The 20,940-nt window shown below is 70.3% G+C and carries 16 protein-coding genes and 1 pseudogene; 11 read left to right on the top strand and 6 right to left on the bottom strand.

Annotated features, from left to right (window positions below; translation table 11 throughout):
• Positions 1-82 precede the first annotated feature (82 nt).
• A complete protein-coding gene (locus tag ACIPEK_RS01315) occupies positions 83-1,768 on the top strand; it encodes a sensor histidine kinase (RefSeq protein WP_401989561.1) in 1,686 nt (561 codons plus the stop codon).
• An 8-nt stretch (positions 1,769-1,776) separates the two neighbouring features.
• Positions 1,777-1,875, top strand: a pseudogene (locus tag ACIPEK_RS01310) (DUF397 domain-containing protein); the annotation flags it as partial.
• 37 nt (positions 1,876-1,912) lie between these two features.
• On the opposite strand, the gene ACIPEK_RS01305 reads toward ACIPEK_RS01310, so the two are convergent.
• Positions 1,913-2,272, bottom strand: a complete 360-nt coding sequence (locus ACIPEK_RS01305; RefSeq protein WP_401989560.1) for a VOC family protein — start codon at positions 2,270-2,272, stop codon at positions 1,913-1,915.
• 234 nt (positions 2,273-2,506) lie between these two features.
• On the opposite strand from ACIPEK_RS01305, the gene ACIPEK_RS01300 reads away from it, so the two are divergent.
• The 3 genes from ACIPEK_RS01300 to ACIPEK_RS01290 all read left to right on the top strand — a co-directional run bounded on the left by ACIPEK_RS01300 (position 2,507) and on the right by ACIPEK_RS01290 (position 5,218).
• Positions 2,507-2,923 carry a peptidase inhibitor family I36 protein gene (locus ACIPEK_RS01300; RefSeq protein ID WP_401989559.1) on the top strand — a complete coding sequence of 139 codons (417 nt, stop codon included), beginning with the start codon at positions 2,507-2,509 and terminating at the stop codon, positions 2,921-2,923.
• Positions 2,924-3,126: 203 nt separating this feature from the next.
• Positions 3,127-4,284, top strand: a complete 1,158-nt coding sequence (locus ACIPEK_RS01295; RefSeq protein ID WP_383069096.1) for an acyl-CoA dehydrogenase family protein — start codon at positions 3,127-3,129, stop codon at positions 4,282-4,284.
• Between the two features lie 19 nt (positions 4,285-4,303).
• Positions 4,304-5,218 carry an acyl-CoA thioesterase gene (locus ACIPEK_RS01290; RefSeq protein ID WP_401989558.1) on the top strand — a complete coding sequence of 305 codons (915 nt, stop codon included), beginning with the start codon at positions 4,304-4,306 and terminating at the stop codon, positions 5,216-5,218.
• Between the two features lie 68 nt (positions 5,219-5,286).
• On the opposite strand, the gene ACIPEK_RS01285 is transcribed toward ACIPEK_RS01290, so the two are convergent.
• The 5 genes from ACIPEK_RS01285 to ACIPEK_RS01265 form a co-directional block, all read right to left on the bottom strand.
• On the bottom strand, positions 5,287-6,066 hold the full coding sequence (locus ACIPEK_RS01285; protein ID WP_401989557.1) for a phosphatase: 780 nt from the start codon (positions 6,064-6,066) through the stop codon (positions 5,287-5,289).
• Between the two features lie 66 nt (positions 6,067-6,132).
• On the bottom strand, positions 6,133-7,647 hold the full coding sequence (locus ACIPEK_RS01280; RefSeq protein WP_401989556.1) for a DUF6056 family protein: 1,515 nt from the start codon (positions 7,645-7,647) through the stop codon (positions 6,133-6,135).
• A 64-nt stretch (positions 7,648-7,711) separates the two neighbouring features.
• Positions 7,712-9,193, bottom strand: a complete 1,482-nt coding sequence (locus tag ACIPEK_RS01275) for a glycosyltransferase (protein ID WP_401989555.1) — start codon at positions 9,191-9,193, stop codon at positions 7,712-7,714.
• 196 nt (positions 9,194-9,389) lie between these two features.
• Positions 9,390-9,995, bottom strand: coding sequence for a TetR/AcrR family transcriptional regulator (locus ACIPEK_RS01270; protein ID WP_329838363.1), 606 nt, complete (start codon positions 9,993-9,995; stop codon positions 9,390-9,392).
• A gap of 175 nt (positions 9,996-10,170) precedes the next feature.
• Positions 10,171-11,409, bottom strand: coding sequence for a DUF418 domain-containing protein (locus ACIPEK_RS01265; RefSeq protein ID WP_401989554.1), 1,239 nt, complete (start codon positions 11,407-11,409; stop codon positions 10,171-10,173).
• 329 nt (positions 11,410-11,738) lie between these two features.
• On the opposite strand from ACIPEK_RS01265, the gene ACIPEK_RS01260 reads away from it, so the two are divergent.
• From ACIPEK_RS01260 to ACIPEK_RS01235, 6 genes are all read left to right on the top strand, one after another.
• Positions 11,739-13,361, top strand: coding sequence for a carboxyl transferase domain-containing protein (locus tag ACIPEK_RS01260; protein WP_401989553.1), 1,623 nt, complete (start codon positions 11,739-11,741; stop codon positions 13,359-13,361).
• Between the two features lie 14 nt (positions 13,362-13,375).
• The gene (locus ACIPEK_RS01255) at positions 13,376-15,463 is read left to right on the top strand and encodes an acetyl-CoA carboxylase biotin carboxylase subunit (protein ID WP_401989552.1); all 2,088 of its coding nucleotides are present in this window, start codon (positions 13,376-13,378) and stop codon (positions 15,461-15,463) included.
• Positions 15,460-16,398 carry a hydroxymethylglutaryl-CoA lyase gene (locus tag ACIPEK_RS01250; RefSeq protein ID WP_401989551.1) on the top strand — a complete coding sequence of 313 codons (939 nt, stop codon included), beginning with the start codon at positions 15,460-15,462 and terminating at the stop codon, positions 16,396-16,398. The genes ACIPEK_RS01255 and ACIPEK_RS01250 overlap by 4 nt, the downstream gene beginning before the upstream one ends.
• Positions 16,399-16,427: 29 nt before the next feature.
• Positions 16,428-17,594 (top strand): acyl-CoA dehydrogenase family protein, encoded by a 1,167-nt coding sequence (locus ACIPEK_RS01245; RefSeq protein ID WP_401989550.1) that lies wholly within the window; start codon positions 16,428-16,430, stop codon positions 17,592-17,594.
• Between the two features lie 180 nt (positions 17,595-17,774).
• Positions 17,775-18,551 carry a polyprenyl diphosphate synthase gene (uppS, locus tag ACIPEK_RS01240; RefSeq protein WP_401989788.1) on the top strand — a complete coding sequence of 259 codons (777 nt, stop codon included), beginning with the start codon at positions 17,775-17,777 and terminating at the stop codon, positions 18,549-18,551.
• Positions 18,552-18,962: 411 nt separating this feature from the next.
• Entirely contained in the window at positions 18,963-20,936 is a 1,974-nt protein-coding gene (locus ACIPEK_RS01235; protein WP_401989549.1) for an Ig-like domain repeat protein, read from the top strand.
• The last annotated feature ends 4 nt before the right edge of the window (positions 20,937-20,940 follow it).

The raw sequence follows: 20,940 nt of genomic DNA, 5'->3' as shown, positions 1-20,940 counted from the left end.
CCCCTCGCAGGGCGTCCGGCCCCGTCCCACAGAATCGACCCGGGCAGGTGAGGACATTCACCGGAAGGACGGTCGACACGCCATGCCGCACACGCGCATACCCCCGGTCGGATCCGTGTGCGGCGATGTGGTGCTGTGGGGCGTGCTCGCTGCCGCCACCAGCTACGGATTCCGGGATGCGGGCGCAGCCGCCTCGCCGACCCTGGACCTGTACCTGCCGTTGGCCGTCCTGGCGTTGGCCGTACCGCTGTCCCGCCGTCGGCCGGGGCCCGCGGTCGTCCTGGCCAACGGGCTGTGCGCGCTGGGCCTGGCCGACTCCGCGACCCCCGGCAACGCCCACGTCCTGTCGCTTGCCGTCCTGAGCTGTCTGCTGGGCGCCCGGGTCGTCGCGGCACGGCGCCCGCTCCTGGTGCTCGCCGGGTGCCTCGCGGCCGACCTCGTGACGTGCGCGGTGCTGCGGACGCAGGCCGTGTGGTGGTTCTACGCGCTGACCGTGCTGCCCGCCGCCCTCCTGCTGCCCTGGTTGGCCGGACGGCACTGGCGTGGCCGACGCGAACTCGTACGGGAGGGCTGGCGGCTGGCCCGGAGCCTGGAAGAGCGGCAGCACCTGGTCGCGGAGCGGGCGCGGCTGACCGAACGCGCGGACATCGCGGCCGACATGCACGACTCTCTCGGGCACGCTCTGAGCCTGGTCGCCCTGCGTGCCGGGGCCCTGGAACTCTCCCCCGACCTCACCGACCGCGACCGCACCGACCTGGCCGAGTTGCGCGGGACGATCGCGGACGCCGTGGAGCAACTGCGGGAGACCGTCGCAGTCCTGCACGACCCGACCGGAACGGAACCGGGCGCGGGTCTGTCCGTCACCGACACCCTCGAGGACCTTCTCGGACGGGCGGTCGCCTCCGGGGTTCCGGTGCGCTGGGAGCGGCGCGGGGCGATGCCCGCGCTGCCCTCCTTGATCGAACGGGGAATGTACCGGGCGGTGCAGGAGGCTCTCACCAACGCGGTGAAGCACGCGCCGGGCAGTGCGATCCGGGTGCAGATCACACACGAGGCCGCCCGTACCCGCGTGAGCGTCGTGAACGCCGCTCCGCCGACTGGCGGGTCGGCGCAGGCGGCCGAAGGCCCGACGGTCGGCGTCGGCCGCCGGGGCCTGACGGGGCTTCGGGAGCGGGTGACGGTTCTCGGCGGCTCCTTGTGGACCGGCCCGTATCGGGGCGGATTCCGCGTCACCGCCGTCCTCCCGCACACGACCACGGCCCGCCCGGGGAGACCGGCGCCGGAACCCGGAACACAGGCCAGAACCCGCGGGCGGCACACCGAGTCCGCGTTGCCATCCGGAACTGCTCTCCACCCGGCCCCGGACACGGATACCATCGCACCGGAGTCCGCCAAGCGGCTCGCCTCCGTACGGAGCGCCGCCCGCCGCCGCTCCGTCGCCGCCTTCGTGGCGCCTGTCGTCGCAGCCGCCTTCTTCGTGCCCGCCGCCGTCTACCTGGCCTGGCAACTGACGACGAGCGTGCTGCCGCCCTCCCGGTTCGACGAGCTGACCACCGGCCGGCCGCGCGCCGAACTCGCCCCTCTGCTGCCGGCCCACGCCTACACCTATCCGCCCGACCACGCCCGTTCCGCATCCCAGCCGCCCGGCGCCCGTTGCGAGTTCTACCGTTCCGGCCGCGACCTGTTGCACGAGGTCGACCTCTACCGGCTCTGCTGGTCCGGCAACATATTGGTGACGAGGGACACCGTGCCCGCGAGCCGACCCTGACCCGCGGCCGCGACTCCAAGGCTCCGCACGGCCCCGCCCTCGTCTTCCCGGCAGCCGGCTGGTCCTCGTTCATCGCAGCGGTCAAGGGCGGCGAGTTCGCCGCCTGACCGCGCCACCACTCAGCACATCCACCCTGCGCATCGCCTACTTGCCGTCGATGCCGATGATCGTGCCGAACGGGTCGCGGAGTTGCGCGATGCGCCGACCCGGTTCGATCGTCAGGGGCCCGCGGTGGTGCTCGCAGCCCGCGGTCAGCAGTAGCTCCCGGACTGCGTCGACGTCGTCCACACTCCAGTACACGACCGGACTGCCGCCTCTCGGGTTGCGCGCGTCATCGGCGGGGTGGAAGCCGAGCTCGACCCCGCCGATCTCCACCCAGGCATAGACCGCGCCCGTATCACTGACATCGACCTGCACCGGGACATCGAGCAGTTCGCCGTACCACCGCGCCGAAGCCTCAGGACTGTCCGCGAAAACCATCACGGTGCGTACGCCTTTGAACATGATCCACCCCCAAAAGGGGTCACCCTACGGTGCGTGCGCCGGGAAGGCATGGGGGTATCTGCGGTCGATCTCGCCAAAGACGCATGCGCGCCGGTGTACAGCGGAGCACCGCGGCCCCCGATGTGGGCTTCGAGCGCCCCGCATCCGCGCCTGTCTGCGCAGGTCACAGCCATGCCAGGCTGCCGGTGATCAGGGGCAGAGCCTTGATCGCCGTCAGGAGAAGAGGTTTCCGTCATGAACCGCATCACCGCGCTCACCGTCACCTCGATCGCCGTGGCCCTGGGGCTCGGCGCCGGGCCGGCCGCCGCCGGGGCCGCCGAGAACGCCGCCGTGAAGAGCACCAGCGCGAACGCCGCCGTCGCGAGCGCCAGGGCTTCCTACAGCTGCAGTCCCGGCTACTTCTGTATCTACAGCGACTGGAACGGAGGTGGCACCCGCTGCCAGTGGTCGGACAAGAAGCGGGCGAATACCGCCGACGACTGCTCCTTCATCCAGCGCGGCAAGAACGTCCGCTCCGTGTGGAACGCGACCGGGCACCGCGTTCAGTACTACACCCAGACCAACTACAACGCCCGGGTGGGATCCACCCCTGCCGGAAGCGGCGGCAACCTCCAGGGGAGCTACCAGATCCGCTCCTTCAAGCCGCAGTAGGGAACGCAGACAGCGCAAGAGCCCTTCCCGGCCGGCGGCCGGGAAGGGCTCTTGCGCGTCCGCTGCCGGACGCTCCGCGCGGGCGTGCTCAGCATCACCCTGGACAGCTTCGGTGACTGCCGGGTAACTTTTGACCAGGACTGAGCAAGCGCTTAGCCAGTCCCGGCCGAATCCCGCCCGAAGCTGACCAAGGAGGCACCCCCGTGCGCCGTACGGTATTCAACGAGGACCACGAGGCGTTCCGGGAGACCATCCGCGCCTTCATCGAGGCCGAGGTCGCCCCCGTCTACGACGAGTGGTTCGCGGCCGGCCAGGTGCCTCGCGACTTCTACTACAAGCTCGCGGAGCTGGGCATATTCGGCATCGAGGTGCCGGAGGAGTTCGGCGGCGCCGGGGTCGAGTCCTTCAAGTTCGAGGCGATCATCTCCGAGGAGTGCGCCCGCGCGGCCGTCAACTTCGGTGGCTCCGGTGTGCACGTCCTGCTCTGCCTGCCGTACATCAAGGCGTACGCCACCGAGGAGCAGAAGAAGCGCTGGCTGCCGGACTTCGTCACCGGCAGGACGATGTACGCCATCGCCATGACCGAGCCGGGCACCGGTTCCGACCTGGCCGGTATGAAGACCACGGCCAAGCTCTCCGAGGACGGCACGCACTACATCCTCAACGGCGCCAAGACGTTCATCACCGGTGGCGTCCACGCCGACCGGGTCATCGTCTGCGCCCGTACCGCCGCCCCGAAGGAGGACGACCGCCGCTTCGGCATCTCCCTCCTCGTCGTCGACACCAAGGCCGAGGGCTACTCGGTCGGCCGCAAGCTCGACAAGCTGGGCCTGCGCACCTCCGACACCGCCGAGCTGGCCTTCGTCGACGTCAAGGTGCCGGTCGAGGACCTCCTCGGCGAGGAGAACAAGGGCTTCTCCTACCTCGGCCAGAACCTGCCGCAGGAGCGCCTCGGCATCGCCGTCGGCGCGTACGCCCAGGCCAAGGCCGCCGTCCGGTTCGCCCAGAGTTACGTCTCGGAGCGCACCGTCTTCGGCAAGACCGTCGCGTCCTTCCAGAACACCAAGTTCGAGCTGGCCGCCTGCCAGGCCGAGGTGGACGCCGCCGAGGCCGTCTGCGACCGCGCCATCGAGGCCCACGACGCCGGTGAGCTGACCGCCGCCGAGGCCGCCTCCGCGAAGCTGTTCTGCACCGAGGTCGCGCACCGCGTCATCGACCGCTGCCTCCAACTGCACGGCGGCTACGGCTACATGAACGAGTACCCGATCGCCCGCCTGTACGCGGACAACCGGGTCAACCGCATCTACGGCGGCACCAGCGAGGTCATGAAGTCGATCATCGCCAAGTCCATGGGCCTGTAAGAGCGGTTACGTTCCCTCCATGAGCTCAGCACTCGACTCCCTGCTCGATCTGCTCGACCTGGAGCAGATCGAGCGGGACATCTTCCGGGGTACGAGCCGTTCGGCGGTCGTGCCCCGGGTCTTCGGCGGCCAGGTCGCGGCCCAGGCACTCGTTGCCGCGGGCCGCACCGTCCCGGCCGACCTTCCCCGAGCTCTCGGCTCCGCTCGAGCAGGGGAGACCCCATCCGCCCACTCCCTGCACTCCTACTTCCTGCGGATGGGCGACCCGGGCGCGCCGATCGTCTACAGCGTCGACCGCATCCGTGACGGCCGTTCCTTCACCACCCGCCGGGTCGTCGCCGTCCAGCACGGCCAGCCGATCTTCCATCTCTCGGCGTCCTTCCAGACGTACGAGGAGGGCCTGGAGCACCAGGCGGACATGCCGCCCGCCCCGGACCCGGAGACGCTGCCCACGGCCGCGCAGATGCTGCCCCGGTACGCGGACCGCTTCAGCGATCCGGGTGTCGTGGACCGGCTGATCGAGGCACGGGCCGCCGTCGACCTGCGCTACGTGGACGCGCCGCCCTTCGGCACGGTCGGCGAACCGCGCGAGCCCCGCTCCCAGGTGTGGTTCCGCACCAACGGCAAGCTCGCGGACGACCCGCTGCTGCATGTCTGCATGGCGACGTACGTCTCCGACATGACGTTGCTCGACTCGGTGCTCCTCGCCCATGGACGAGGGGGTTGGGCAGTCGGCGATGTGGTCGGTGCGAGCCTGGACCACGCGATGTGGTTCCACCGCCCCTTCCGGGCCGACGAATGGCTGCTGTACGACCAGGAGTCGCCGACCGCGTCCGGTGGGCGCGGGCTCGGTCAGGCCCGTATCTACACGCAGGACGGCCGGCTGGCGATCACCGTCATCCAGGAGGGCGTGGTCCGCGTCCCCCGGGACTGACGCTTCCCCCTGAGCATCGGGCGCCGGATCAGTCGGCGCCCGATCAATCGGCGTCGGACGAGTCGGCCTCAGATCAGCCCCGCCGCGTCCAGCAGATAGTCCGTCAGCGGGTCGTAGAAACGCGGGTCCAGCACATGGTCGTCCAGCGGTACGGCCACTTGGAGCGTCCCCTCCGCCTCGCCGAGGAACAGCGCAGGGTCGTTGCAGTCCGCATACCCCACCGCGTCGAGACCGCGCTGCGCCGCGCACCCCGCCCATCCGTGGTCGGCGACCACCAGGTCCGGCAGCGGCCGGCCCTCCCGCTCCAGACCGTCCAGGATCGCGGCCATCGGGGCAGGCGAGTGCGTGTGCCAGAGCGTCGCGCCGCGCTCCTGCACCGCGACGTCCGCGAACTGGAACACCATGCCCTCGTCGGCCACCAGCCCCGAGGGAATCCGTACGATCTCGCATCCGGCCGCCCGCAGTGCCTGAGCGGTCTGCCGGTGCACATCGAGGAGTCCGCCCGGGTGCCCGGTCGCGAACAGCACCCGCTCCGCCCCCGCCGCCGCCTTCCGCAGCCGTGCCGCCATCCGCTCCAGGGCGTCGACCGTCAGCTCCGGGTCGATGGTGTCCTGCCCGAACCGGTGCTCCGGGTCGTCGCTGACCCCGCAGCGCTCGGCCATCACGGCCAGCACGTCCTGCTCGTCGCGCCACCGGTCCCCGAGCTCCAGGCCCAGCCAGTAGTGGAGGTCGCCGTTGGCGAGCTTGCGGTAGTGGGAGAGGTTGTTGTCGCGGGGTGTGGCGACGTCTCCGGCGATGCGCGTACGGACGAGGTGTTCGACGAGGGCGGCACGGCTGGGTATCGGCATGAACCCATTGTGCCGTCAGGTGTGCGCAGTGTGCCGGGTGTCCTGTACGACGGGCGGACCGGCCGCTCAGGGAAGCCGGGTCGAGTACGTGATCTTCTTGAGGTGGTAGTACTGGGCGACGCACTGCCCCGGCCACAGCTTCTTGCCGTGGTCGCCGAACGGCTCCCCCATTCCGCTGACCGATACCGGCGTGTACGGGAGCACTTGCGCACCGCGCGCCGCCTGGGTCCTCAGCGAGCGGTCCTGGCGGTCCCAGCGCTGGGCGCGCACGTCCATCTGCTGCCCCAGCTGGAGCAGCGGGACGGCGAGGCCGACACAGGCCAGGGCGCATACAACACCGGCGGCCGCCGCCGTCGCCACACGAATCCCCCACCTGCGGGCGCGCAACGCCCGTCCCAGCAGGGCGCCGACACTGACCAGGAGCATCACGAACAGCAGGAGGAAGTCGCCCCAGATGCGCGGCGCGTACATCACGCTCACCCCGAAGGCGGGGTAGGCGATGACGGTGCAGAGGTATCCGGAGACCAGGAAGGCGAGAATTCCGACGAGGACCGCGCGGAGGGGCCTGCGCCGCAGGGATCCGTCCGGCCCGCCCGTTCCCTGCTCGCCACCGCGTACCAGCAGGCCCAGCAGTACGCCGACGGCGACCGCTCCCAGGTACTGCCAGGTCGTGAAGATCGCCCCCAGGATGTGCTCGAACGCCCGCAGCGCCGTGGTCAGTGCCTCCGGGCCGAACATGGAGGCACTGTCGGCGCCGAACCGTTCACGCCGGGCGCGCGCGCCGGGCGACATGTACAGGATGGCCGATCCCACCGCGACCCCGGCGAAGGCGAGCGCGCACCAGATGCGCGCATGCGTTCGGCCGGCCCCGGGAAGGGCCCAGCAGCTGATCAGCAGGGCGGCGGCGAGCACGACGAACGCGACGACCGCCGTCTCCTCCGACAGCGTGCCGATGAAGGCTCCGGCCACGAATGCGATGCCCGCCGCGAAGTCGCGTCCCCGGCCGGTCCGCGCGCGCAGCAGGGGGATCACGGCGGCGCAGGCCAGCACTGGTGAGACGGTGTGCGAGACGGAGGAGGCGGGCCAGTAGAACGTCTTGTACGTGTTGGACGTCGCGAGGAAGAAGACCACTGCCATCATCGCCGCCACCAGCAGCGCGAGCCCGCGCGGCCCGGTCAGTCCGGCCCTCTTGAGCGCCGAGGCGGTCAGCAGCCAGAGGATGCCCAGCATGAGCACCCCGCTGACCAGGGCGAACCACCGGTGGCCCGCGACACCGAAGGACCCGTACGCGACGACCAGCAGCGCGTTGGCCACGCGTCCGTTGTCGTGGAAGAAGAACTTCGCGATCATTCCGGAGGCGCCCTCGTCGCGTACGACCGGGAGGAAGCACCAGTCGTCCCCTCCCGGGCGGACCAGGCGGCCGATCCAGAAGGCCACGCCGAGCAGGGCGAGCGGCAGCAGGGTGAGGGCCGCCGTCCAGATCGCCGCCCACCGCCGTGCGGGGCCCCGGCGGGCCTCCGGCTGGGGGGACTTCTCGCTCTCCGACTGCGTGTCAGCGGTTTTCGACGTGTCCGCGGTCATGTGCACTGGTGCCCTTCGTACGTTGCTCGCGTCTTGCGCGCCGAGTGGTTCAGGCGGTGTGGGATCAAGGTGTGGTGTGTCCTGCACGGCTCTCGGCCAGGCCGGCGCGTTGCCGGGCCAGGGCGGCGCCTGAGTCGATGGCCCAGCGGGCGAGCAGGAACGAGAAGGGGGTGGCGAGGATTCCCGCGGCCACGGCGGCGATGTTCTTGTCCATGCCCAGCCTGCTCACGCCGAGGTAGAGCAGAACACCGGTGAGCACGAGATTGACGACGCTCGACAGCGGATACCGGACGAAGGCGCGCCAGGTCGGCTTCGTACGGCAGGTGATGTACGAGTTGAGCAGGAACGATCCCACGATGCTGACCGCATATCCGAGGACGTGCGCGGCCAGATAGGGAATCCAGGTGTTCAGCGAGGCGTACACCGCCAGATACACCGCCGTATTGATGATCCCGAGCATCGCGAAAATGACGAACTGGCGTACGGTGCGATACCTGGCGGCCCCGAGCGCGGTCGCCCCGGCGTGCCCCGCCATCGGTTTCTCGACCACGGGTGCGGGCGAAGCGGCATGGACCTCGTCCGGCGTATCGGGTGGGATATCGACCGGGAGAACATTCGGAGATTCGTTCGTTTCGCGCACCACGTAGTGCGGACGGCGTTTCGACTCGCTGTAGATGCGTCCCACGTATTCGCCGATGACGCCGAGCGTGGCGAGCTGGATGCCGCCGAGCGCCACGACGGCGGTCAGCAGTGTGGTGTAGCCGGGTACGGCGACACCGTGCAGAACGACGCCGGTGATGATCCACAGGGCGTATCCAAGTGCCGCCAGCGCGAGAGCGAGGCCGACGTGGATCGCCAGACGCAGTGGACGGCTGTTGAAGGAGATCAGCCCGTCGATCCCGTAGTTGAGCAGATGCCTGCTGCCCCACTTCGAACTCCCGGCCGCACGCTGGATGTTCCGGTAGGTGAAGCTGACGGTGTCGAAGCCGACCCAGGAGAAGATCCCCTTGGAGAACCGGTTGGTCTCGGGCAGCGCGAGTACGGCGTCCACGGCGGTGCGCGACAGCAGCCTGAAGTCGCCCTCGCCGTCGACGACCTCGACGTCCATGCACCGGCCCATGGCCCGGTAGTAGGCGGCGCTGAGAAAGGTACGCAGGGCGCCTTCACCCGCCCGGTCCCGCCTCGCGACGACCTGGTCGTACCCGCGCTGCCGCAACGCCAGCATGCGGGGGAGAAGTTCGGGCGGATGCTGGAGGTCGGCGTCCATGAGCACGACGGCTTCACCGCGGGACATGCGCAGCCCCGCGAGCATGGCGGCCTCCTTGCCGAAATTGCGGCTGAAGGAGGTGTAACGGACCCGTCGGTCCCCGGTGGCGAGCAAGCCGATCCGAGCCCTGGTCCGATCGCTGCTGCCGTCGTCGACGTAACAGATCTCGAAGGTCCGCCGAGTCGGTTCGAGGGCAGAGATCAACGCACGGTGAAACGCCTCGATCACCTCGTCCTCATTGAAGCAGGGGACAACGATCGAGACCTGACATTTTTTCATTTAATTTCCCCATCAGGCGTGGGCGAGACAGCTCAAACCATATGCCTGCGGGTCACCACGACACTCCGACCGACGGAGTTCACTCGGAAAATGAAAGGGAATTTGAGGGATCGCTTCTTCCCTCTCGTATCAATTCATATATTCAAAGGCCGGACAGAAATCACGCCGCACCCGCCGACGGGCCCATGGCCAGGCCCTACGCGCGGGCCGCCGCCTCGAACGCCCCGCGCGCCAGCCGGTGCAGCAGCGCCGCCGTGTCCGCACGGTCCGGCTGCGCGTCGGGGCGGCCCAGGTGCGGGGTCGAGTTCAGGAGGCCGAAGACGGCATGGACAGCGGCGCGGGCCTCGTGCTCGGGCAGGTCCGGATACAGCTCGCGGACCACCTCCACCCACACCTCGACGTACTGCCGCTGGAGCTGTCGCACCCGCTTGCGGTCGGCGTCCCGGAGGCGGTCCAGCTCGCGGTCGTGGAGGGTGATCAGGGGGCGGTCGTCGAGAGCGAAGTCGATATGGCCCTCGATGAGCGCGTCGAGCAGGGCGTGCGGGGAGCCGTCCTCGCAGGCCGCGTCCTCCGACACGCGCAGCTGCCCGCCCGCCAGCAGGCGCTCACTGATACCGACCAGCAGCTCGGCGAGCATCGCATCCTTGCCGGGAAAGTGCCGGTAGAGGCCGGGGCCGCTGATACCGACGGCGGCACCTATCTCGTCGACGCCGACACCGTGGAAGCCGCGCTCGGCAAAGAGGCGGGCAGCCTCCTTGAGGATCTGCTCGCGGCGGGTGGGGGCGTCCGTCCTGGTGGTCATGGATTCGATTCTAGACAGTCGGGTTAGCGAACGTTAACCGGATTGCAACGTGTCAACACTCATCGACCTGGTCGAGTCGAGAGGTGACCGCGCCTCTCGGCGAACGCGACGCCGCGCGAGCCGGCACGGCTGCGCCGCGCGTCCGCCCCTGCGTCAGTGGTCGCGGTTCGCCCGGCTACGAAACCCTCCCGGCTGTCGCCTTCCCGGGCCACGCCCACAGCGTCACCGTACGCAACAGCCACTCCACGGGCCCGAGCCGGTGGCGCCGCATCAGCCACCCGCTGAGCGCGAGCTGGCAGGCGTAGAGCACGAGCGCCCCGCCGACCGCCGCGGCCGCGCCCGTGTGGCCGTACAGCCCCAGGCCGTACCCGGAGAAGACGAGGGCCATGACGAGGGACTGGGTCAGGTAGTTGGTCAGCGCCATCCGCCCGGCGGGCGCGAAGACCCGGGCCGTCGCGGCGCCGCTCGGCATGGCGAACCACAGCAGCAGCCCCGTGGCGTACGCGGCCGAGAGTGCCGGGGCCGCGGCCAGACCGACTGCCAGGCCGAACAGTTCCCAGCGCTCCGGCAGCGGCCCGGCCATCCCGGCCGCGGAGAAGACCGCCCCCGGGACTCCGATGGCGAGACCTGTCAGAAAGATGCGGCGCAGCCGCGCCCGGTCGGCGAGCGCGGCTGCGCCGAGCCACTGCCGCCGGCCGGCCGCGAACCCCACGAGGAAGGCGGCGACGACATATCCGCCCATCAGCGGAAGGGCTGCCACGATGTCGGGCAGAGCCCTGATGTTGGCGCCGACGACCTCGGTGAAGCCACCCCTGTAGGCGGCGGTCAGCTCGGCCTTCACCGCGGCGGATTCGCCCAGGTCACCGGGATCGAACAGCGCGGCGCCCAGACCGGCGAGCAGCAGGAACCCTCCGGCGACGCCGTACACCCACAGCGCCGCCCGCCAGGCCTTCGCGGGCCCGGCGTTCCGGGCGGCCAGCAGGACCAGTCCGCACAGGGCGTACATCATGAGGATGTCGCCGGTGTAGAGCAGCACCGCGTGCGCGAGCCCGAGCACGGACAGTCCGGCCAGCCGCCGTGACATCCGGGGTACGAAGCGTGCCCCGGCGCGGGCGGCCGAGTCCATCTGAAGAGTGAAGCTGTAGCCGAAGAGGAAGGAGAAGAGCAGGTAGAACTTCGACTGCGCGAGGAGAACGACCAGCCATTGCACGGCCCCGTCCGCCGCGTGCACATGCGTGAGCCCGCCCCTGACACCCGGGGGGCCGGCCGTCGTCAGGACGTTCACGACCAGGATCCCGGCGAGCGCGAACCCGCGCAGGGCGTCCACTTCGAGGATGCGCGGCCTCTCCGTCACTCCCCTGGCCGTTCCCCCGCCCACCCCTCGCACGGACTGCGACTGCGACTGCTGCGTCATCTGCTGGTTTCCCCCACCCGATAGGCCGTCGGCCGTTGCACGCCTCCGGCCAGGACGACCGGAGCCCCCACACACACGCCAGGCAACTCGCTCGGTCACGGCTCTCGTCGGACCGCGACCGGTGCCGCTCCGGGTCGGGGAGCGGCACGGGTCATTATTCCGGGCCCACCGCGCGAGCCGTCCTCTGCGGGACGTACGTGACCGATACCTGCCGGAACCACTGCGGGCACCGGCCGAGCGGCCTGGACAAGGCTGTTAGCGGTCGTTAACCTGAAGTTGGACGTTAACGTTCATTAACTACTGCGGTACGGGCAAGGGGGCTCGACACGATGCAGCAGGCACCGGTGCTGGCGAGCGCGGCCGATCCCGCCTCCGAGGCCTGGCAGGCCAACGAGGCGGCGCATCACGCGCTCGCCGACGAGCTGCGCAAGCGGCTCGCCACGGCCAGGCTCGGCGGGGGTGAGAAGGCCCGCGCCCGGCACGTGGCGCGCGGCAAGCTGCTGCCCCGGGACCGGGTGGACACATTGCTGGACCCCGGGTCGCCCTTCCTGGAGCTGGCGCCGCTGGCGGCCGAGGGACTGTACGGGGGCGCCGCCCCGGCGGCCGGGGTGATCGCCGGGATCGGCCGGGTCAGCGGCCGGGAGTGCGTGATCGTCGCCAATGACGCGACCGTCAAGGGCGGCACGTACTACCCGATGACCGTGAAGAAGCACCTCCGCGCCCAGGAAGTGGCGCTGGAGAACCGGCTCCCCTGCCTGTATCTCGTCGACTCGGGCGGGGCGTTCCTGCCGATGCAGGACGAGGTCTTCCCGGACCGGGAGCACTTCGGGCGGATCTTCTTCAACCAGGCCCGGATGTCGGGGGCCGGGATTCCGCAGATCGCTGCGGTGCTGGGCTCGTGCACGGCGGGCGGGGCGTACGTCCCCGCGATGAGCGACGAGGCCGTGATCGTCCGTAATCAGGGCACGATCTTCCTGGGCGGCCCGCCGCTGGTGAAGGCCGCCACCGGCGAGGTCGTGACGGCCGAGGAGCTGGGCGGCGGCGAGGTGCACTCCCGTACGTCGGGGGTGACCGACCATCTCGCCGAGGACGACGCGCACGCGCTGCGGATCGTGCGGAACATCGTCGCCACGCTGCCGGAGCGCGGCGCGCTTCCGTGGTCGGTGCAGCCGGTCGAGGAGCCGAAGGTCGATCCCGCCGGGCTGTACGGGGCCGTCCCGGTCGATTCCCGGACGCCGTACGACGTACGGGAGGTGATCGCCCGGGTGGTGGACGCCTCCCGGTTCGCCGAGTTCAAGGCGGAGTACGGGACGACGCTGATCACCGGCTTCGCCCGTATCCACGGCCACCCGGTCGGGATCGTCGCCAACAACGGCATCCTGTTCTCCGAGTCCGCCCAGAAGGGCGCCCACTTCATCGAGCTGTGCGACCAGCGCGGTATCCCGCTGGTCTTCCTGCAGAACATCTCGGGCTTCATGGTGGGGCGGGACTACGAGGCCGGCGGCATCGCGAAGCACGGCGCGAAGATGGTCACGGCCGTCGCCTGCACCCGTGTGCCGAAGCTGACCGTCGTGGTCGGCGGGTCGTACGGGGCGGGCAACTACTCGATGTGCGGACGGGCCTACTCACCGCGCTTCCTGTGGATGTGGCCCAACGCGAAGATCTCCGTCATGGGCGGCGAGCAGGCCGCGTCCGTCCTCGCGACGGTCAAGCGCGACCAGCTGGGCGACGACTGGAGCGCGGCGGACGAGGAGGCCTTCAAGGCCCCGATCCGCGAGCAGTACGAGACCCAGGGCAATGCGTACTACGCCACGGCCCGGCTCTGGGACGACGGCGTGATCGACCCGATGGAGACCCGGCAGGTGCTGGGGCTCGCCCTGACCGCGTGTGCGAACGCCCCGCTGCCCCATAAGGACCACGCAGCGCCCGGCTTCGGCGTCTTCCGGATGTGAGGAACATGATGACGATGTTCGACACCGTTCTTGTCGCCAACCGCGGCGAGATCGCGGTACGTGTGATCCGTACGCTGCGCGAGCTCGGCGTCCGCTCGGTCGCCGTCTTCAGCGACGCGGACGCGGAGGCCCGGCATGTACGGGAGGCCGACACGGCCGTACGGATCGGGCCCGCGCCCGCCTCGATGAGCTACCTGAGCGTGCCCGCGCTGCTGGACGCGGCCCGCCGCACCGGCGCGCAGGCCGTCCACCCCGGGTACGGATTCCTCGCCGAGAACGCGGGCTTCGCGCGGGCGTGCGCGGAGGCGGGGCTGGCCTTCATCGGTCCGCCCGCCCAGGCCATCTCGCTGATGGGCGACAAGATCCGGGCCAAGGAGACGGTCGCGGCGGCCGGGGTCCCGGTGGTGCCGGGCTCGTCCGGGAGCGGGCTCACCGATGCCCAGCTGGACACCGCGGCCCGCGAGATCGGTACGCCCGTCCTGCTGAAGCCCTCGGCGGGCGGCGGCGGCAAGGGCATGCGGCTGGTACGCGACGAGGCGCTGCTCGCGGACGAGATCGCGGCCGCCCGGCGCGAGGCACGAGCCTCGTTCGGCGACGACACGCTGCTCGTGGAGCGGTGGATCGACCGGCCACGGCACATCGAGATCCAGGTGCTGGCGGACGCCCACGGCAACGTGGTCCACCTCGGTGAGCGCGAGTGCTCGCTCCAGCGCCGCCACCAGAAGATCATCGAGGAGGCGCCGTCCGTCCTGCTCGACGAGGAGACCCGGGCGGCGATGGGCGAGGCGGCCGTCCAGGCGGCCCGCAGTTGCGGATATGTGGGCGCGGGCACGGTGGAGTTCATCGTCCCGGGCAACGACCCCGCCTCGTACTACTTCATGGAGATGAACACCCGCCTCCAGGTCGAACACCCGGTCACCGAGCTGATCACCGGCCTGGACCTGGTGGAGTGGCAGCTGAGGGTCGCGGCGGGCGAGCAACTCCCTTACGAGCAGCAGGACATAAAGCTCACCGGCCATGCCGTCGAGGCCCGGATCTGTGCGGAGGACCCGTTCCGCGGCTTCCTGCCGTCCGGTGGCACGGTGCTCGCGCTGCACGAGCCGCAGGGCAACGGCGTACGGACGGACTCCGGGCTCGGCACGGGTGGCGAGGTCGGCAGCCTGTACGACCCGATGCTGTCGAAGGTCATCGCGTACGGCCCCGACCGCGCCGCCGCCCTGCGCCGGCTGCGTGCGGCGCTCGCGGACACGGTGATCCTCGGCGTCCCGACGAACGCCGGCTTCCTGCGCCGGCTGCTTGCCCACCCGGCGGTGGTGGCGGGCGATCTGGACACCGGTCTGGTGGAGCGCGAGGTGGCCGGGCTGGTGCCGGAGGGGGTGCCGGAGGAGGTGTACGCGGCGGCGGCGCTGCTGCGGCAGCCCTCCCCGTTGAGCACCTCCCCCGTGGACGGCTCCGGCTGGGTGGACCCGTTCTCCGTGGCGAGCGGCTGGCGGCTGGGCGGCACCCCGGCCCGGACGGTGCGCCACTTCCGGCTGCCGGGCCACGACCCGGTGCAGGTGTCACTGCGCTCCTGCCCGGCGGGCACCGAGCTGACGTTCGGCCATGTCGGGGAGGGCGCACAGCCGCCGGAGCCCGCGACGGGCGCCTGCGGCCCGCTGGCCCCGATGCCCGGCGGCAAGGAGACGGCCAGGCTGATCGAGCTGTCCCCGCATCACCTCACGCTCGAACTCGCCGGTGTCACCCACACGTTCACCCATGCCGCGTCCCCCGAGGGGATCTGGCTGGGCCGCGACGGCGACACCTGGCACGTACAGGATCACGATCCCGTTCAGGCGTCGCTGGCCGGCGCCGCCCGCACCGGGGCGGACACGCTCGCCGCGCCCATGCCCGGGACCGTCACCGTTGTGAAGGTGGAGGTCGGGGACGAGGTCGTGGCCGGTCAGAGCCTGCTCGTCGTCGAGGCGATGAAGATGGAACACGTCATCTCCGCCCCGCACGCCGGGACCGTGACCGAGCTGGATGTCGCCGCCGGCGCCACGGTCGCCATGGACCAGATCCTGGCCGTGGTGACGCCCGCCGAAGCTCCCGGGGAGGGCGCATGACACCCCGCACCCTGCCCATGACCGTGTCCGCCCAGGACCTGCCCCCGCGGGTGCGCATCCACGAGGTCGGCGCCCGAGACGGGCTGCAGAACGAGAAGGCCGTCGTACCGACCGAGGTGAAGGCGGAGTTCATCCACCGTCTGGCCGCGTCGGGCCTGACCACCATCGAGGCGACCAGCTTCGTGCACCCCAAGTGGGTGCCCCAACTGGCCGACGCGGAGGACCTGTTCCCTCGTCTCGACGACATCGGGGGCGTCGCCCTGCCCGTACTCGTACCGAACGAACGCGGCCTGGACCGGGCCCTGGCGCTCGGCGCCCGCCGCATCGCCGTGTTCGGCTCGGCGACCGAGACGTTCGCCGCCCGCAATCTCAACCGCACCGTCGACGAGTCGCTCGCCATGTTCGAGCCGGTCGTCGCCCGGGCCAAGGCCGACAAGGTGCATGTCCGTGGCTATCTGTCGATGTGCTTCGGCGACCCGTGGGAGGGGCCCGTCCCCGTCCACCAGGTCGTCCGCGTGGCCAAGGCGCTGATGGACCTCGGCTGCGACGAACTCTCCCTCGGCGACACCATCGGCGTCGCCACCCCCGGCCATGTGCGGGACCTGCTCTCCGAGCTGAACGAGGAGGGCGTGCGCACCGACACCATCGGCGTGCACTTCCACGACACGTACGGCCAGGCCCTCTCCAACACCCTCGCCGCGCTCCAGCACGGGGTGACCACCGTGGACGCCTCCGCGGGCGGCCTCGGCGGCTGCCCGTACGCGAAGAGCGCGACCGGAAATCTGGCCACCGAAGACCTCGTGTGGATGCTCGACGGCCTCGGCATCGAAACCGGGGTCGACCTCGACGCGCTCACCGCCACCAGCGTGTGGCTCGCCGAACAACTGGGCCGCCCGAGCCCGTCCCGTACCGTCCGCGCGCTCTCGGTTCAATAAACACAGTCCCACAAGGAGTGACCCCCGCCATGTCCCTGGACCACCGGCTGACCGCCGAGCACGAGGAACTGCGTCGCACCGTCGAGGAGTTCGCGCACGATGTGATCGCGCCGAAGATCGGCGACTTCTACGAGCGCCATGAGTTCCCGTACGAGATCGTGCGGGAGATGGGACGGATGGGCCTGTTCGGGCTGCCGTTCCCCGAGGAGTACGGCGGCATGGGCGGCGACTATCTCGCCCTCGGGATCGCCCTGGAGGAACTGGCCCGCGTCGACTCGTCCGTGGCGATCACCCTGGAGGCCGGGGTCTCGCTCGGCGCGATGCCGGTCCACCACTTCGGCACGGAGGAGCAGAAGCGGCAGTGGCTGCCGAGGCTCTGTTCGGGCGAGGCGCTCGGCGCGTTCGGCCTGACCGAGCCGGACGCCGGTTCGGACGCGGGTGGCACCCGCACGACGGCGGTGCGCGACGAGGCCACGGGCGAGTGGGTGATCAACGGCTCCAAGTGCTTCATCACCAACTCCGGTACGGACATCACGGAGCTGGTCACGGTCACGGCGGTGACCGGCCGCAAGGAGAACGGCGCCCCGCTGATCTCCTGCATCATCGTGCCGTCCGGCACCCCCGGCTTCACGGTCGCCGCCCCGTACTCCAAGGTCGGCTGGAACGCCTCGGACACCCGCGAGCTGTCCTTCTCCGACGTCCGCGTGCCCCTGGAGAACCTTCTGGGGCAGGAGGGCCGCGGCTACGCCCAGTTCCTGCGCATCCTGGACGAGGGCCGGATCGCCATCGCCGCGCTGGCCACGGGCCTGGCGCAGGGCTGTGTGGACGAGTCGGTGAAGTACGCCAAGGAGCGCCAGGCCTTCGGCAGGCCGATCGGCGCCAACCAGGCCATCCAGTTCAAGATCGCGGACATGGAGATGCGGGCCCACATGGCCCGGACCGGCTGGCGCGACGCGGCGTCGCGCCTGGTGGCGGGCGAACCGTTCAAGAAGGAGGCGGCGATCGCGAAGCTGTACTCGTCGACGGTGGCGGTGGACAACGCCCGCGAGGCGACCCAGGTCCACGGCGGCTACGGCTTCATGAACGAGTACCCGGTGGCCCGGATGTGGCGCGACTCCAAGATCCTGGAGATCGGCGAGGGTACGAGCGAGGTGCAGCGGATGCTGATCGCACGGGAGTTGGGGCTTCCGGCCTGACGTTTCGCGGTGGTACGGGGCGGGTCCGGGTTCCGGGCCCGCCCGATCCGCTTTCCGGGCCGACCCGGCCGTGCGTGAGAACGTCCCGGTACTCCGCCGAGCGGATTTCGGGTCGTGGGAGGTACCGGGCCGAGGAAGGATCCAGCGTGGCCCGTGGCCCGTACATACCGAAGGGACACCATGCAGCTGACCGCACCTTTCTACCCCCTGTACGCGGGACGCCTGCGCCGTCAGGTCATGCGCGGGCAGATCCCCGGGCACATCGGGTTGATCATGGACGGCAACCGTCGGTGGGCCCGCCAAGTGGGCCTGGCCAGCCCGAGCCTGGGGCACAAGTACGGGGCCGAGCACGTGGCGGATGTCCTGTCGTGGTGCGAGAGTCTCGGCATCCGGCACGTCACCGTGTTCGTCTGCTCGACGGAGAACCTCGGCCGTCGCGGCGGCGGTGAAGTGTCCTACCTGATGGATCTGATCGAGCGGGTCGTCACCGACGAGCTGGCCCGCCCCGACGCCCGTTGGCAAGTCCACGTCGCCGGCACGCTCGACGTACTCCCCGCCCACACCGCAGAGGCCCTCAAGAGCGCGGTCGAGGCCACCCGCGCGTGCGCCACCGGCGCCCATGTCACCCTGGCCATCGGCTACGGCGGGCGTCAGGAGGTCATCGACGCGTTGCGCGACCTGCTGCAGGAACGCTCCGCGGCCGGGCAGTCGTTGCGCGAACTGGCGGACAACCTGACGGTGGACGACATCACCAGGCATCTGTACACGGCCGGGCGGCCGGACCCGGACCTCATCATCCGCACCAGCGGCGAACAGCGGATGTCCAACTTCCTGCTGTGGCAGAGCGCCTACTCCGAGCTGTACTTCTGTGAGGCGTACTGGCCGGCCTTCCGCGAGATCGACTTTCTCCGGGCCCTGCGCAGCTACTCCGCCCGCCGGCATCGCAGCGGCTCGTAAAGGATTCGACGGCGCACCGGGCGTTCCGGGAGAGTCCGCCGGGATACGGGCCGTCGCCCGGCACCTCGCCTTCGCCGGACTCGGCGCCAGGACGGCGATCTCGTCCGCCACGACCGAACAACCCGCGCCCGCGCCCGCGGGGGCTTCACGAGCCGGCTCGTCGCGGGCGGCGCGGAGACGGGGCACTGAGTCCGGCGCCCCGGGAACAACGCGGCTCCGCCGCGGAGTTCGTCCGGCGCGGCTCCCCCGGCCCCGCGCACATATCCCCTCCCGCCTGTCACCGCCATGACATACCCTTCACAACAACGGCCGCGCCCTGCACACCGTCTTCACGTAACGGTGTCCGGATGCCGCGCGGCCCGACTCGTCACCCGGCCCATCCACCGGGTTTCACTGTGGGGGTACATCAACGTGCGCACGCGCACCGTGTCGACCGCGCTCGCGGTCCTCTTCAGCTCGACGGCGCTGGCCGTCGGCACCACGGGGTCGGCCATGGCCGACTCCAGCAAGGCCCTGCCGATCTCCTCGTACGGCGACATCGCCGTGGACGGTGTACACAAGCGGGTCTACATCAGCGATCCGAGCGGCAACAAGGTCGTCGTCACCGACTACGCGGGCAAGGTCGTGACGACCGTCCCGAATCTCCCTGGCGTACAGGATCTGGCGATCGCGCCCGACTCCCGTTCCGTCTACGCGGCCGTCCCGGGCAGCGACGCCGTCGTGGCCATCGAGACGACCACCTCGACGGCCGCCGCGCAGTACGGCACCGGCGAGAACACCCGGCCCCAGACGCTGGCGGTGGCGGGCGGGCGGGTCTGGTTCATGTACGGCAAGCAGCCTTCGCACCACCTGGGCTCGTTCGACCCCGCGCAGAGCAGCCCGGAGGTCGCCCTCGACCAGCTCCCCGGCATCGGCTGGTACGACGCCCCCGAGCTGGAGTCCGCCGGGAACACCCTGGTGCTCGGCGTCCACGGCACGTGGTCCGGACTGGCCGTGTACGACGTGTCGACGAGCACCCCCGTCCTGCGCAAGCAGGGCATGCCGTCCGAGGCCGCGAACTACATGGACGACTTCGCACTCAGCGCCGACGGCAAGAAGATCGTCGCCGCCTCGGGCGAGTCCCCCTACGCGGCGACCGCGATCAACACCGACGACCTCACCCGTACCGGCGGCTACCCGACCGAGGCGGACCATCCCAACTCGGCCGCGATCGCCCCGGACGGCACGGTCGCCCTGTCCACCTACAGCTGGTACGACACAGACATCTACATCTACAAGCCCGGCGCGACGACGCCGTACCGCACGTACACGTACGACCAGGGCACGCCGGGCGGCGACACCATCACCTCGCGAGGACTGGCGTGGGCCCCCGACGGGACCAAGCTGTTCGCCCTCGCCAACGGCTACGGCGGGCCGTCCCTGCGGGTCCTCGACGACGCCACCCGCTACCCGGTCAAAGCCACCGTCTCCGCGCCCGCCAAGGCGACCCGCGCCAAGAAGCTCGACGTCACCGGCAAACTGACCTCCGGCAAGTCCTTCCCCTCGGGCTCCAAGGTCACCGTCACCCGGACCGATATCGACTCCCCCAAGGGCAAGTCGCTCGGCACGAAGACGGTCGGTTCGTCCGGTGCGTTCTCCTTCAGCGACACCCCGCCCGCCGGCGGCAACGTCACCTACACGGCGACGTACGCGGGCGACGCCACGCACGCGCCCGCATCGGGCAAGGACACGGTCGCCGTCTCGCGCACCGCCACCGCCCTCACGCTCAACCACAACGGCGGCACCTACTCCTACGGCGCCAAGGTCTCGTTCACCGCCCACCTCGGCAAGACGTACAAGAACCGCACCGTCGAGATCTGGGCCGATCCCTTCGGCGCCGACAAGCCCAAGAAGCTGCTGAAGAAGGGCAAGGTCAACTCCAAGGGCAACCTGTCGGTCACCGTGAGCATGTCCCGTAACACCGCGGTCACCGCGGTCTACGCGGGCGATGCCCGCTCGGGTTCCAAGACCGTGAAGTCGACCGCGTATGCCAAGGTGAAGGTCTCCACCTCCGTCTCCAAGCAGTACAAGACAGGCAAGATCGGTTCCACGACGTACTACTGGTTCCACAAGAACACCGACCCGGTCCTCACTACGTCGATGACGTACTACAAGGGCCGCCAGCAGCGCTTCGGGCTCCAGGTCTACTACCAGGGCAAGTGGTACGACGCGGACCCCGAGTACTTCGCGCTGGGCACCAACGGAAAGTCCGTGGTCCGCCTCGAAGCCCCTGGCGAGTCCGGCATCCGCGCCCGGATGCGCTCCTCGTACATCAAGGGCTCCTCGGGTGACAACGTGAACTCGACGACGCACGGCGCGTGGAAATACCTGTACTTCACGAAGTAGGGAA

The sequence above is a fragment of the Streptomyces sp. NPDC088246 genome (genome assembly GCF_044741025.1).
Taxonomy (GTDB): Bacteria; Actinomycetota; Actinomycetes; order Streptomycetales; family Streptomycetaceae; genus Streptomyces.
Note: the sequence above shows the minus strand (reverse complement) of the source record. Positions and strands in the feature narration are given on the sequence as shown.